Source organism: Nocardia vulneris, assembly GCF_001613425.1.
Classification (GTDB): domain Bacteria; phylum Actinomycetota; class Actinomycetes; order Mycobacteriales; family Mycobacteriaceae; genus Nocardia; species Nocardia vulneris.
The window spans coordinates 273943-286780 of sequence record NZ_BDCI01000023.1; the positions used below are offsets into that span (position 1 = coordinate 273943).

Consider the following 12838-nt stretch of genomic DNA (forward strand, 5'->3'; position numbering starts at 1 on the left):
CTCGTTCGGTCGCTCGTGGCGGGCGGCCGGACGGGGCCGGGTATGGCACGGTGAGCGGCATGGTGCAATTCGGTGCTGAGAGTGTGGCGCTGGCCGGGTATTTCGGCTCGGCGGTCGGTGCGGTGCAGCATCTCGGGGAGCTGTTCGGGGTGTTCGCGTTCGCGAGTTCGGGTGCGCTGCTCGCGGTGCGCCGGGATTTCGACATCTTCGGGATCGTCGTGCTGGCGTGCAGCACGGCGCTCGGCGGCGGTGTCATCCGGGATCTGCTGATCGGGCGGACCCCACCCGCCGCCTTCGTGGATCTGAGCTATCTGTGGACCGCCCTGCTCGCCGCGCTGGTGATCTTCTTCTGGCATCCGCCACGTCGGCTCACCAAAGGACCGCTCGAGGTGGCCGACGCGTTCGGCCTCGGATTGTTCTGTGTGACAGGGACTGTCGTCGCCTACACCGCGGGGGCCGGCGCCCCCTCGGCGGCGCTGCTCGGCCTGGTCACCGCGATCGGCGGCGGTGTCATCCGCGACCTGCTCGGCGGCCAGACGCCGAATGTGCTTCGGCCCGACCAGATCTACGCCGTACCCGCGCTGCTCGGCGCGATCTGCACCGCGGTGCTGTTGCATTTCGAGCTGTATCACGCGTGGACCGGTGCGCTGGCGGCGCTGGGTGCCATCGGATTTCGCCTTCTCGCCCTGCGTTTCCGCTGGCGGGCACCGCAGGCGCGCCGGCGACCGGAACCACGCGGACATCTCACCTAGGCTCTGTCTCGGACTTCAGTCGGTAGGTCAGCTGGGCGAACTGCCCGATCCGAGTGACATCGACGAGTTCCAGCCGATCGGAAAGGATGCGCCGGGGCAGCAGCGGCGCACCGGCGCCGAGGGTGACCGGCGTGACGCCCGCGATGATCTCGTCCAGCAGGCCGGCGTCGGCGAACTGACCGACCAGCTCACCGCCGCCGAGCACCCAGACATTGCGGTCGCCGGCCGCCGCGACCATGTCCCGGTGCACCGGTTCGACCGCGCCGGACACGAAACGCAGGTTCGCGTCCGGCAGGGCGGGCAGCTCGCGGTGGGTGAAGACCCAGCACGGGAGGTCGCCGTAGGACTTGTGCCAGTTCTCGGGTTCGTCGTTGGCCAGGATCCACTCGTAGGTGGTCGCGCCCATGCACATCGCACCGACGCCGTCGATGAATCCGGCGACATTGTGCTCGGCCATCTCGTCGGCGCCCGCGACCGTGAACAGCCAGTCGAGCGAGTTGTGTTCGTCCGCGAGATAGCCGTCGAGGGTCGTCGCCGTGAAGTATTGCGTCACCATGCGAACTACCCTGCCAGCGAATACTGACAGGGTATGTCAAGGTTTCAGCTCTTGGTCAGCGAATGCCCGCGCGCAGCCGGCGCACACCCTCGTCGATCGTCTCGTCGCGCTTGCAGAAGGTGAAGCGCACCAGGTGGTTCCACGCGGCGGTGTCGTCGGCGAACACGCTGAGCGGCACCGCGGCGACGCCGAGCCGCTTCGGCAGTTCGCGGCAGAAGGCCAGGCCGTCGGCCGTGCCGAGCGGGGTGACGTCGCCGCAGACGAAATAGCCGCCCGCGCTGTAGGTCACGTCGAAGCCGGTGTCGGCGAGCGCGGCGGAGAGGCGAAGTCGCTTGGCGGACAGGTCTTCGCGTAGTCCGGCCACCCAGTCCAGTTCGTTGTTCAACGCGTGCGCGATCGCGGGCTGGAAGGGCCCGCCGCCGACGAAGGTCAGGAATTGCTTGGCCGCGAGCACGCCGTCGATCAATTCCTTGGGGCCGCACGCCCAGCCGATCTTCCAGCCGGTGACGTTGAAAGTCTTTGCCGCGCTGGACACCACGACGGTGCGTTCGGCCATGCCCGGCAGCGTGGCCACGCTGATGTGCTCGGTGCCGTCGAACACCAGGTGCTCGTACACCTCGTCGGTGAGCACCAGAAGATCGTGCTCGCAGGCGATTTCGGCGATGGCCTGCAGGTCGGCCCGGCCGAGCACGGTGCCGGTCGGATTGTGCGGCGAGTTGACCACCAGCATCCTGGTGGCCGGGGTGACGGCGGCGCGCAGGCTGTCCAGGTCGAGCACGAAGCGGTCGCCGTCGGCGACCAGGTGCGCGGTCCGGCGCTGGGCGCCGGCCAGCGCGACCGCCGCGGCGTAGGAGTCGTAGTACGGCTCGATCAGCACCACTTCCGCGCCCGGCTCGACCAGGCCGAGGATCGCGGCGGCGATCGCCTCCGTCGCGCCGACCGTCACCAGCACCTGGTTGTCGGGGTCGTACTCGGTGCCGTAGCGGCGGGCTCGGTCGGCGGCGATGGCGCGGCGCAGTTCGGGCCTGCCACGGCCCGGCGGGTACTGGTTGAGGCCGTCGGCGATGGACTGCCGGGCCACCTCGAGCATCCCCGCGGGCCCGTCGGTGTCCGGGAAACCCTGACCGAGATTGACCGCGTCGTGACGCACCGCGAGCTCGGTCATCTCGGCGAAGATCGTGGCGGCGAACGGGCGCAGGCGGGCAACGGTCGCGGGTTGCGGAGGCATATCCGCAGCGTAGTGAATTCGCCGCCGGGGCAGGCCGTCGGATGTGGGACGAACGATAGGGGGTTGCCTCAGCCGAGCCGCACGCCGGTGAGTTTCGCCGGGTTCGCCAGGTCGTAGGTGCCCCAGACCAGTCCGTCGCGGATGGTGAATCCGATCACCCGCGCCGGGCGGCCCTCGTCCGCCGCGGTGACCGCGACGCCGAGCTGTCCGTTCACCGACACGAGTTCGGCGGTGAACAGCGGGTCCGCGACGTCGGGCGTCATGCCGTACTTGCGCACGATGCCCAGGTAGAACCTCGCGATCCGGTCCGCGCCGTGCAAGACGTTGATCGCGGTGGACGTGGTGCCGTCGGCGTCCCCGATCACGATCGAATCCGGGTGCAGCGCAGCGGCAACCGCTCGTACGTCACCCGAACCCAACGCGTCCAGGAAGCGGTGCACGGCCGCCTCGTGCTCGGCGTCGGGCACCGGCGGCGGGGTGTGTGCCACGGCCTTGCGTGCCCGCACCGCGAGCTGGCGCGCCGCCTCGGATGAGACGTCGAGCAGCTGCGCGATCTCGGTGAACGGCACCGAAAGGCCTTCGTGCAGTACGAAAGCCACGCGCTGGGGCGGAGTCAGGCTGTCCAGCACCACCATTGCCGCGAGCCGGTAGTCCTGGTGACGGACCACGATCTCCAGCGGGTCCGGCATGCTCGACCCGGCCCGGCCGGTCACCACTGGTTCCGGCAGCCATTGCCCCACATAGCTTTCCCGGCGCACCGCGGCACTGCGCAGGCGGTCCAGGCAGATCCGGCTCACCACGGTGGTCAGCCAGGCGCGCAGCTCGTCGATCTCGGATTGATGCGCGCCCGCCAGGCGCAGCCAGCTCTCCTGCACCGCGTCCTCGGCGTCGCCGACGCTGCCCGTCAGCCGATATGCGACCGAGAGCAGATGCGCTCGATGTGATTCGAACTGTCCGGCAAGCAGAGCGGCAACCATCGAGACGATTCTACGATCTGTCCTAGACGGGGTTTACCCCGGTGCCGTCCGGGCGACGCGCGCGAAACCCCGTGAACTGTCCGCGCTGTTCATGACAACATGACTCGATGGATGCACCGGTGCTGACCAACGGAACGGTATGGCTGTCGATCCCCACGAGCGAGGACATCGACGCGATCACCGAGTGTTGCCAGCATCCGTCCATCGGTGCATGGGTGACCATTCCGGTGCCGTACACCCGCGAGAACGCGAAGACCTTCGTCGAGGACATCGTCGGACCCGGTTGGGCGGGCAAGAGCCCGACCTGGGCGGTGCGCGAGCGCGCGGACGGCCCGGTCGTCGGCATGATCGGTCTCGGTGAGCGCGACGAGTCGTCCGCCGAGATCGGCTACTGGCTGGCGCCGCGGGTCCGCTCGCGCGGCCTGATGACCCAGTCCGTCGCGCTGGTCTGCGACTACGGCTTCCGTCCCGACCGGCTCGCGCTGCAACGCATCAGCTGGCGTGCGTTCGTCGGCAACTACCCTTCGGCCGCCGTGGTCCGCCGCACCGGCTTCCGCTACGAGGGCCTGTCCCGGCTGGGCAGCCTGCAACGCGGCCGCCGCCGCGACCACTGGCTCGCCGCCCGCCTCAACACCGACCCCTCGGGCCCCGTCGCCGACTGGCCCGCCGAATTCCACCGCACCCTCGAACCCTCCCCAGGCCCCCACTGACCCCGCTCCCACCCCGATTCCCGTGGTCAGGGGTACCGGCCGCTACTGCGGCAGTCGTCAGTGCTCAGCCGCGCTCGAGTATCGTGATGTCGTCAGTTTTCAGCGAGGTCGAGTCGATGAGTTCTTCGACAATCACAGATGATCCAGCGGAATCTTCTGGCGCCAATACGTCAGTAGCGGATTTGCCGATGCGACTCGGCCACGCCAAACCGAGGGTGATCCCCGAGCGCAGCATCACAATCAATCCCTCGCCACCATCGATAGCTTTGAATGTCTTGCCTACCTTGCCTTCGATGGCGGGCCATGGAGTCGAAATCTGTGCGATCGGTTGCAACGAGGCAAAGTCGGTCCATCGAGATATCGAAATCTCCCTGATGGCGGGGATTTTCCACGGCCGCTTGCTGTCGAGTTCGTCTACAATGCGCTCGAGGAAATTCCGAACGACCTCGGATGATTGCCTCATCTGCACGACCGTATTGAGCTCTTCTCCTGCCGCAAGGGCGTCTACGAGGGATTGATATGTCTTTTCGATGGTAAAGTTTCCTGGCGGCTTGGCCAAAAGGCTTTCAGCAATGCGCCGTGCTTCGTTCTCATCCAACTCGGAGAATTGTGCCATGTAGAGTACGGTATTCAACAATGGACGCCATTCGTTAGTCATTTGGTCCTCTCTGTCAGTTGAGGGCGGTCGTCTTGACTTGTGAAGCGTCAATTGACACGCCTTGATTTCTGAGCCGGTCAAGTACTTGCTCGGTGTATTCCCGCGAAGGCTTGTAGTGCCCACTCTGGTCGGTAACCAGCTTGAGTTCGCCGTTTACTACTTGCAGCTCGCCTGCACCCGAAACCGGCTTGCCGCCGAGGAAGCTGGAGTGGTGGAACTCGCCTATCGCATGGTTTGTAGAGGCGTACAGATTACCTTTCTCGTCCATGACAAATATTGCTCGTCCTGTCCCCGAGTGCGCCGTTTGTGCGGTGGTTGTGTCGAACAAGCTGCCGGTTGCGTCGTATATTTTTCCGTCTTTGACCGTCAGCTGATACGCTTTGCGTTCCTCGTCGGTGAGATACTTTACATGAGATCCTGGCCAGATGGAATTGCCGGGAATTTCTTCGCCTGCGTAATGCGGATCCATTCCTGTCGATTTGTAATTCGGCAACGGTACCTTCGGGGTATTGCCGTGGTCCGGGCTGCTCGGATCGCGGTCATCACCCTTTCTCTTTCGGAGCCGGTTTCGCAGATCCTCGATGGCCTTCTTGCCCTTTGCCAGCGCAGCTTTCGCGTCTGCGGCGAGGCCTTTGAGCTGTAGGGCTTTGCGTGCTCGCCAGGCGCTGACTGCGGCTTTGATTTTCACGGCCCAGCGGCGGGCGGATTCGACTGCTTTGGCGCCGGCGATGAGGCCGCCGACTCCGGTGAGGCAGGTGGCGATGACGGTGACCGCGGCGTCGATCGCGGCTTCCTGGATGATGGCCTCGATGAAGCCTTTGATTTCGTTGCGGAGCTCGATGATTGATTCTTTGTAGTCGGTGCAGGTCTTGCTGATCGCTTTGCAGGTGTCGAGGAGCCCGGTGATCGAGGTTTCGATGGTCGCGAGGTCTTCGCGGACCTGTATCGCGTCCGTGGAGACCACGTCATCGAAAAGGCTCGCCGCGATGGTGATTTTGTCTTTGGCGTTGGTGTTCTGGTAGATCGTGCCGCGCCGGTGCCAGGCATCGGCGGCCCGGGTCAGAGTGTCGGTGTTGCCGTCCGGGAGCGGGCAATTGATGGCGTCGAGGACCTCGACGGAGGTCTTCGCCAGGCCTTGCGGGGTGCCCCCGGCAGCGGATGCCGGCAGCGCATAAGGGCCGAAAGTCACCGTCGATGCCGCGTCTGGGGGACGGTCGGGCTGCGTTGTGCCCTTCAGCGCCGCATCGGATTTGGCGTGTTCGAAACCGATGTCGTTGAGAGCCGTGCCATACGCGCGCAACGTCGCGAAGGTCTGATCGAAGAACGCGACGGCTTCACGCGCCGATTCATCGTAGGAAGCGGCCCAGGCCCGGCCGCCCTCGTCCCGGCCCGCCATCTGACCACAGCTGTTGAGTTCCCCGAAAACCTATTTGAAGCTGTCGTTCAACGCCGCCGCAGCATCGAAACAGTTGGTGGCAGCCTGGTAGTAGACCTTGGGGTCCACCTCGAGCGTGCTCATACACCCAGAATTCGCAGCGTTTCAGCACCGGCAGTGGTGTAGCTTTCGTGCGCCTTGGCCAGCGCCGCTTCCAAAGCCGCCAGACCGTCCTGCATATCGGCCACCCCTGCGACCCATTCCCTGTGCGCGTCACTGTAAGCCACCGCCGCAGCACCGACCCACACACCTTCGACCTCTGCGGCTTTCGCCTCGAGCTCGGCCAGCCGATCAGCAACCGCGGCCTTATATCCACGCATCCGCGCAGCCAACTGCTCGAGCGCGTCGAGATCGACCGAGAACGACGGCGTATCAGCAGTCACCAATGCCCCCTCTCACGGCAAATCCAGCGAACTCACACCCGAAGCGAAGGACTGATCAGCCGACTGAAAAGTCTCGGCAGAAACCCCCAAACTGCCCGCCAACTCCAGCAACGCATCCCACACCTGATCGGCGCCCTCGTGGAACTCGTTCCACGCCGCCCCGAACGCACCCGCGTTGTTGCCGGTCCACCCCTCGATCGTGGACCTCGCATCGGTGACCAGCGACGCATACCCCGACCGGCACTCCTCAGCGATCCTGTACGCCAAACGCCCCAACGCCTCGACTTCCTCAGGATCAACCCGCACAGACGACCCATCAACCATGATCAGCCACCCCTCCAATACCTGGTTCAGATCACCCGGTTATGAACTATGACGCGCCAGACGTTCCTGCGGTTCCAGGCCGAGATCACTCGTGTTCCCCGCCGTCGAGCGTCGATCCAGAGAGTCACGGTACCGGCGGTGGGCGGGTGTCGGGGGGTTCAGGAAGAATAGGGGGAATCGATGCGAGGAGGGGCTGTGACGGACGGTCCGCTGATTGTGCAGAGTGACAAGACGCTGCTGCTGGAGGTCGACCACGAGTTGGCCGACGCGGCGCGGCAGGCGATCGCGCCGTTCGCCGAGTTGGAGCGGGCGCCGGAGCATGTGCACACCTATCGGGTGACGCCGTTGGCGCTGTGGAACGCGCGGGCGGCGGGACACGACGCCGAGCAGGTGGTGGACGCGCTGGTCAGCTTCTCCCGGTACGCGGTGCCGCAGCCGCTGCTGGTGGACGTGGTGGACACCATGGCCCGGTACGGGCGGTTGCAGCTGGTCAAGCATCCGGCACACGGTTTGACCCTGGTCAGCCTGGATCGCGCGGTGCTGGAAGAAGTGCTGCGGCACAAGAAGATCGCACCGATGCTCGGTGCCAGGCTGGACGACGACACGGTGGTCGTGCACGCCTCCGAGCGCGGGCGGATCAAGCAGATGCTGTTGAAGATCGGCTGGCCCGCGGAGGACCTGGCCGGCTACGTCGACGGTGAAGCGCACCCCATCGACCTGGACTACAGCGACGACAAGTGGCATCTGCGCGATTACCAGGAACTGGCCGCCGACTCGTTCTGGGCGGGCGGGTCCGGTGTCGTCGTGCTGCCGTGTGGCGCGGGCAAGACCATGGTCGGCGCGGCCGCGATGGCCAAGGCGAAGGCGACCACGTTGATCCTGGTCACCAACACCGTGGCCGGTCGGCAGTGGCGGCGCGAGCTGCTGGCGCGCACCTCGCTCACCGAGGACGAGATCGGCGAGTACTCGGGCGAGCGCAAGGAGATCCGCCCGGTCACCATCGCGACCTATCAGGTGATCACCCGGCGGACCAAGGGCGAGTACAAGCACCTGGAACTGTTCGACAGCCGCGACTGGGGCCTGGTCATCTACGACGAGGTGCACCTGCTGCCCGCGCCGGTCTTCCGGATGACCGCCGACCTGCAGTCGCGCCGGCGCCTCGGGCTGACCGCGACCCTGGTCCGGGAGGACGGCCGCGAGGGCGACGTCTTCTCGCTGATCGGCCCGAAGCGCTACGACGCGCCGTGGAAGGACATCGAGGCGCAGGGCTGGATCGCCCCGGCCGACTGCGTCGAGGTGCGGGTGACGCTCACCGACGCGGAGCGGATGGCCTACGCGACGGCGGAGCCGGAGGAGCGCTACAAGCTGTGCTCCACCGCGCACACGAAAATTCCGGTGGTGCAGTCGATTCTGGCCAAGCACGCGGACGCGCCGACGCTGGTGATCGGTGCCTACCTGGACCAGCTCGACGAATTGGGCGCCGCGCTCAACGCCCCGGTGATCCAGGGTTCGACGAAAACCAAAGAGCGAGAAGAGCTTTTCGAGGCGTTCCGGCAGGGGGAGGTCCCCGTGCTGGTGGTGAGCAAGGTGGCGAACTTCTCCATCGATCTGCCGGAAGCGTCGGTCGCGGTGCAGGTTTCGGGTACGTTCGGTTCGCGTCAGGAGGAGGCGCAGCGCCTCGGCCGGCTGCTGCGGCCGAAACACGACGGCGGCCAAGCGCATTTCTATTCGGTGGTGGCCAGGGACACCCTCGACGCCGAATATGCCGCGCATCGCCAGCGTTTTCTCGCCGAACAGGGGTATGCCTATCGCATCACCGACGCAGACGACCTGCTCGGTCCGGCCATCGGATAAGCGGAGGCAATTCCTCCGCAAGCTGTGCTAGGAATAGGGACGTGCGACGCTTCGAATTCCCGGTCGACCGCAAACATGCCCATGCGGTCAACGAGGTGTTCGCCGACCAGCGACGGCTGCGCATCATGGCGATCGCGGCGGGGATCATCGCGACCACCGGTGCGGCCTATCTGATCTGGCTCGACCATCCGTGGGCCTACCTGCTGGCGGTCGCGTTCGTGCTCGGCGCGGTGGTGTCGGTGTGGGTGGCCGTCTGGACCTCGCGACACGCCAGCATGGACAAGCTGTATGCCGACGGCGAGCTGGTGCCCGCGGTGATCTCGGAGACCTACCCGTCCGGCGTGGTGCTGCTGGCGCTGGTCGATGTGGCCAAGCCGGGCGCCACCGATTCGCATTACGCGCTGGTCATCCGCAAGGTCCGCGCGCTGCCGGGGCATGCGGCGAAAGCGGGCGAGCGGGTGCCCGCGGTCGCGGTGCGCACCGATCGGGCGCCGCGGCAGGTGGGGGAGCGCTGGCAGTCGGTCAGCGCGATGCCCATCGCCTGGGGCACCACCGACGAAGCTGTCATCGAACGCGCCAGGGAGGCGATCAGCGACGTCGAATGGCGGCTGCTCACCGACAATCTCGCGCTCGCCGACAAGGTGCGTCGCGCTCCGGCCCGGCGGCTGCTGCTCGATCCGCACCAGCTGCCCGGCGACCTGGGTTCCTGACCGGCGACGAGTCCGGTTGTGATCTCCCTTAATTCGGGTTGCCACTGCGCATAGACTCCGAAGATGGTTCCCCTGTCCAACCTGCTGGCGTTTCTGGCCGCGGCGGTCGTCCTCATCATCGTGCCCGGTCCCGGGGTGCTGTTCACCATCGGGCGGGCGCTGACTCTCGGTCGGCGCGCGGCGCTGCTCTCGGTGGCCGGGCACTGCCTCGGCGTCTTCTTCGTGCTGCTCCTGGTCGCGGTGGGGCTCGGCACCCTGCTCATGGCGTCGGCGTTGGCGCTCGCGGTGGTCAAGTTCGCCGGCGCGCTGTATCTGATCTATATCGGCATCCAGGCGATCCGGGAGCGCAAGTCGCTGCGCGCCGCGCTGGGCGCCGAGGTTGCGGTCGTGCCCACCACGAAGGTGCTGCGGCAGAGCGTGATCGTGGGGCTCACCAATCCGAAGGCGATCGTGTTCTTCGCGGCGATCCTGCCGCACTTCGCCGATCCGGCGGCCGGCTCGCTGCAACTGCAGTTCCTGATTCTCGGGTCGCTGTTCCTGGCCATCGCAGTGGTGTGCGACAGCGCGTGGGCGCTGCTGGCAGCCTCGGCACGGTCGTGGTTCGCGCGCTCGCCGCGTAGGTTGGAAGCGGTCGGCGGTGCAGGCGGGATGATGATCGTCGGCCTCGGCGCGTCGGTGGCACTGACCGGCAGCGCCGACTGAACCGACTACCATCCACCGAGGCTCGGTACGCCCGTACCGAAATGCCCGGCGGCGGAAAAAGGGGTGGTGTGCGAATGAGGTTCGCCGGCTTGGTATGTGCCGCGGTCGCCGGAGCGCTCGTCACCGTGTCGGTGCCCGCCGCGGCCGACCCGCCGCCCGATCCGACGGTCGGTGCGCCGGGGCTCGGGGACCCGTATTACCCGCTGGACGGCAACGGCGGCTACGACGCCCGCCACTACGACGTCACCATCGAGTACGACCCGCCGAGCCATCAGCTCACCGGGTCCACCCGGATCGATGCCGTTGCCACCCAGGCGTTGCGCATGTTCAACCTGGATTTCGCGGGTCCTGCCGTGCGGATGGTCTCGGTGAACAACCTGCCCGCGTCGTTCGCCCGCAACGGCGAGCACGAACTCACCGTGACCCCGATGCTGCCGCTGCTGCCCGGCCTGCCGTTCACCGTGACCGTGGACTACGCGGGCACCGCCGAGAACACCGAGGGCGACGGCTGGACCTACGCGCCGAGTGGCGGCGCCTTCGCCGCGGGCGAGCCGCATTCCGCCTCGACCTGGTATCCGCTCAACGACACGCCGCTGGACAAGGCGACTTTCGCGCTGCACGCGACGGTCCCGGCGGAGTGGGAGGTGGTCTCCAACGGTCTGCGCACGCAGGACGCGGTGCAGGGCGACCGGCGCACGGTCGGCTGGGCGGTGAACCAACCGGTGGTCGGCTACCTGACCACGGTCGCGATCGACAAGTTCAGCTTCCTGGAGCAGCGCCGCGCCAACGGCACGCCGCTGATCAGCGCCTTCGCCCCGGAGGCCGAACGCAACCGGGAGACCGAGCAGCGGCTGCCGGAAATCCTCGACTTCATCGAAAGCCTGTACGGCCCTTACCCGTTCGAGACCTCGGGCGGCATCTACGTGGACGCCGACATCATGTTCTCGCTGGAGACCCAGACCCGGCCGATCTACGCGCCGTGGACCGACCTGCCGACCGTGGTGCACGAGATCGCGCACCAGTGGTGGGGCGATTCGGTGTCGGTGCGCCAGTGGTCCGATATCTGCCTGAACGAATGCTTCGCCAGCTACACCGCCGACTACCTGTGGCCGGAGCAGAAGGAAGGCAAGGACGTCGACGCGGAGTATCGCCAGACGCTGCAGCAGTACCTGGACAACAGCGAGTTCTGGCAGATCCCGCTGGCGAACCCGGGCGCCGGAAACGAATTCACCTCGGTCTACTACCGCGGCCCGCTGTTCCTGCACGCGCTGCGCAGGCAACTCGGCGACGCCGTGTTCTTCGGCGCGGTAAGGGAATTCAACACGAACCACGCCTACGGTAACGCGTCGATGCCGGAGTTCCGCAAGTTCGTACAGTCCAAATCGCCGACGGATCTCACCGGCTTCTTCGACGCCTGGCTCGATCAGGCCGCGCCGCCGCCGGCCGAGTATCTCTACCCGGGCAGCCTGCGCGGCTGAGCCGCGCACCGCTGTCGTCAATCCGCGACGCGCTCGCGGGCCCGTGCCACCCACCGCTCGACCCGGTCGAGTTGTCGCTGGGCCGAACGTAATTCGTCCTGCGCCGCACGCTCGGCGGTGCGGCCGAACTGACGCTCCTGCTCGGCGTGCGCGAGCGCGTCCTTCAGCTCGGCGATCCGGGAGTCGATCTCGCCCAGTCGATTCGTCGCCTGCTCGGCCTCGGCGGTCGCGGAATCCTTTGCCGCGCGGGCGGACTCGAGCGCTTCCAGTGCGTCGTCCAGCTCGCGGCGTGCGTCGTCGTCGGCTGCGGTGTCCTGCGGCGGTGCGGCCGGAGGATCGTCGAGCGCCACCAGACCGGGTCCGGCCGGGCCGAAGCCCGAGTAGGTCTGTGCGGTGGCCAAGGTGCCGGTGCGTACCAGGTCGGCGACCTCCGGGTCGGCCAGTGCCGCGGTCAGGGTCTGCCCGATCTCGCGCAGCACGTTCTCGCTCACCGGGTGTCCCTGCTCGGCCGCGAGCGCGCCCGCCTTCTTCGCCAGCGCGTTGACCGCCTGCTGGCGCTGTCCGGTGAGGGTGCGCAGTTCGTCGCCGGAGAGCCGCTGCTGGGCGGTGCGCAACGCCGCCCCCAGTTGCAACAGCGCTTCGACCTCGTCCGGCGCCGCACGGGCCAGCAGGTTCGCCGTCCACGCGGTGACCGTCGGTTTGCGCAACTTGCCGATCGCGGCCGCGAGTTCCTTGTCGCCCGCGTCCTTGGCGGCCTTGACCTGGGCGGTGCGCGCCGGCACGAACTCGTTCGGCGCGAGCCCGTACAGGTCGACGGCGATGTCGTCCAGGGTCATACTGACCAAGCGTAACGACTTGCTCGCAGGAACCGACAGAGACCACGTATCGGACGAGTGTCCACGTTGTGGTCATGCGCGAAAGGCATTGCTAGTGAATTACTTTGGACTCCAGTTGCTCGGCCGTCTGCTCCCGAGCATCCTCGGCTACTCGCTGCTCGGCATGTGGGGCACCATCTGGTGAGCCGAGGCGGGGTATCAACCCTGGAGTTGATGCGGGCGTGTCGCGCGTCCG

At 66.8% G+C, this 12838-nt stretch carries 14 protein-coding genes; 6 read left to right on the top strand and 8 right to left on the bottom strand.

All coding sequences use genetic code 11. The features are described 5' to 3' along the window. Positions 1–59: 59 nt before the first annotated feature. On the top strand, positions 60–752 hold the full coding sequence (locus NVU01S_RS25755; RefSeq protein WP_014981528.1) for a trimeric intracellular cation channel family protein: 693 nt from the start codon (positions 60–62) through the stop codon (positions 750–752). On the opposite strand, the gene NVU01S_RS25760 is transcribed toward NVU01S_RS25755, so the two are convergent. From NVU01S_RS25760 to NVU01S_RS25770, 3 genes are all read right to left on the bottom strand, one after another. Then, entirely contained in the window at positions 745–1308 is a 564-nt protein-coding gene (locus NVU01S_RS25760; protein WP_043664687.1) for a dihydrofolate reductase family protein, read from the bottom strand. The two genes, NVU01S_RS25755 and NVU01S_RS25760, sit on opposite strands and share 8 nt — an antisense overlap. Before the next feature lie 55 nt (positions 1309–1363). Then, positions 1364–2536: a pyridoxal phosphate-dependent aminotransferase gene (locus NVU01S_RS25765; RefSeq protein ID WP_043664685.1), complete on the bottom strand. Its 1173-nt coding sequence runs from the start codon at positions 2534–2536 to the stop codon at positions 1364–1366. Between the two features lie 68 nt (positions 2537–2604). Continuing rightward, on the bottom strand, positions 2605–3513 hold the full coding sequence (locus NVU01S_RS25770) for a sigma-70 family RNA polymerase sigma factor (protein ID WP_043664683.1): 909 nt from the start codon (positions 3511–3513) through the stop codon (positions 2605–2607). A 107-nt stretch (positions 3514–3620) separates the two neighbouring features. Between NVU01S_RS25770 and NVU01S_RS25775 the strand changes: the two genes are divergently transcribed. Beyond that, entirely contained in the window at positions 3621–4223 is a 603-nt protein-coding gene (locus tag NVU01S_RS25775; protein WP_043664682.1) for a GNAT family N-acetyltransferase, read from the top strand. Between the two features lie 64 nt (positions 4224–4287). Here the strand turns inward: NVU01S_RS25775 and NVU01S_RS25780 are convergent, their stop codons facing one another. The 4 genes from NVU01S_RS25780 to NVU01S_RS25795 all read right to left on the bottom strand — a co-directional run bounded on the left by NVU01S_RS25780 (position 4288) and on the right by NVU01S_RS25795 (position 7023). After that, positions 4288–4839: a hypothetical protein gene (locus NVU01S_RS25780; RefSeq protein ID WP_063048171.1), complete on the bottom strand. Its 552-nt coding sequence runs from the start codon at positions 4837–4839 to the stop codon at positions 4288–4290. A 55-nt stretch (positions 4840–4894) separates the two neighbouring features. Continuing rightward, the gene (locus NVU01S_RS25785; protein WP_052280188.1) at positions 4895–6277 is read right to left on the bottom strand and encodes an IQM protein middle domain-containing protein; all 1383 of its coding nucleotides are present in this window, start codon (positions 6275–6277) and stop codon (positions 4895–4897) included. Positions 6278–6396: 119 nt separating this feature from the next. Beyond that, positions 6397–6699 carry a WXG100 family type VII secretion target gene (locus NVU01S_RS25790; protein ID WP_043664786.1) on the bottom strand — a complete coding sequence of 101 codons (303 nt, stop codon included), beginning with the start codon at positions 6697–6699 and terminating at the stop codon, positions 6397–6399. A gap of 12 nt (positions 6700–6711) precedes the next feature. Then, entirely contained in the window at positions 6712–7023 is a 312-nt protein-coding gene (locus tag NVU01S_RS25795) for a WXG100 family type VII secretion target (RefSeq protein WP_156161420.1), read from the bottom strand. Between the two features lie 195 nt (positions 7024–7218). On the opposite strand from NVU01S_RS25795, the gene NVU01S_RS25800 reads away from it, so the two are divergent. The 4 genes from NVU01S_RS25800 (at position 7219) to NVU01S_RS25815 (ending at position 11767) form a co-directional block, all read left to right on the top strand. Beyond that, a complete protein-coding gene (locus tag NVU01S_RS25800) occupies positions 7219–8877 on the top strand; it encodes a DNA repair helicase XPB (RefSeq protein ID WP_043664676.1) in 1659 nt (552 codons plus the stop codon). Between the two features lie 41 nt (positions 8878–8918). Beyond that, on the top strand, positions 8919–9587 hold the full coding sequence (locus NVU01S_RS25805; RefSeq protein ID WP_043664674.1) for a DUF3239 domain-containing protein: 669 nt from the start codon (positions 8919–8921) through the stop codon (positions 9585–9587). A gap of 63 nt (positions 9588–9650) precedes the next feature. Then, complete coding sequence (locus tag NVU01S_RS25810; RefSeq protein ID WP_043664672.1) at positions 9651–10289, top strand: LysE family translocator; 639 nt, start codon at positions 9651–9653, stop codon at positions 10287–10289. 74 nt (positions 10290–10363) lie between these two features. Then, positions 10364–11767: a M1 family metallopeptidase gene (locus tag NVU01S_RS25815; protein WP_043664670.1), complete on the top strand. Its 1404-nt coding sequence runs from the start codon at positions 10364–10366 to the stop codon at positions 11765–11767. A 17-nt stretch (positions 11768–11784) separates the two neighbouring features. Here NVU01S_RS25815 and NVU01S_RS25820 read toward each other — a convergent pair whose 3' ends face one another. Next, positions 11785–12603 carry a hypothetical protein gene (locus NVU01S_RS25820; RefSeq protein ID WP_043664669.1) on the bottom strand — a complete coding sequence of 273 codons (819 nt, stop codon included), beginning with the start codon at positions 12601–12603 and terminating at the stop codon, positions 11785–11787. Positions 12604–12838 lie beyond the last annotated feature (235 nt).

Excerpts from the sequence above, each read along its gene's own strand:
- NVU01S_RS25755 (WP_014981528.1), top strand. The coding sequence starts at position 60 with ATGGTGCAATTCGGTGCTGAGAGTGTGGCGCTGGCCGGGTATTTCGGC.
- NVU01S_RS25760 (WP_043664687.1), bottom strand. The coding sequence starts at position 1,308 with ATGGTGACGCAATACTTCACGGCGACGACCCTCGACGGCTATCTCGCG.
- NVU01S_RS25765 (WP_043664685.1), bottom strand. The coding sequence starts at position 2,536 with ATGCCTCCGCAACCCGCGACCGTTGCCCGCCTGCGCCCGTTCGCCGCC.
- NVU01S_RS25770 (WP_043664683.1), bottom strand. The coding sequence starts at position 3,513 with ATGGTTGCCGCTCTGCTTGCCGGACAGTTCGAATCACATCGAGCGCAT.
- NVU01S_RS25775 (WP_043664682.1), top strand. The coding sequence starts at position 3,621 with ATGGATGCACCGGTGCTGACCAACGGAACGGTATGGCTGTCGATCCCC.
- NVU01S_RS25780 (WP_063048171.1), bottom strand. The coding sequence starts at position 4,839 with ATGGCACAATTCTCCGAGTTGGATGAGAACGAAGCACGGCGCATTGCT.
- NVU01S_RS25785 (WP_052280188.1), bottom strand. The coding sequence starts at position 6,277 with ATGGCGGGCCGGGACGAGGGCGGCCGGGCCTGGGCCGCTTCCTACGAT.
- NVU01S_RS25795 (WP_156161420.1), bottom strand. The coding sequence starts at position 7,023 with ATGGTTGATGGGTCGTCTGTGCGGGTTGATCCTGAGGAAGTCGAGGCG.
- NVU01S_RS25810 (WP_043664672.1), top strand. The coding sequence starts at position 9,651 with ATGGTTCCCCTGTCCAACCTGCTGGCGTTTCTGGCCGCGGCGGTCGTC.
- NVU01S_RS25815 (WP_043664670.1), top strand. The coding sequence starts at position 10,364 with ATGAGGTTCGCCGGCTTGGTATGTGCCGCGGTCGCCGGAGCGCTCGTC.
- NVU01S_RS25820 (WP_043664669.1), bottom strand. The coding sequence starts at position 12,603 with ATGACCCTGGACGACATCGCCGTCGACCTGTACGGGCTCGCGCCGAAC.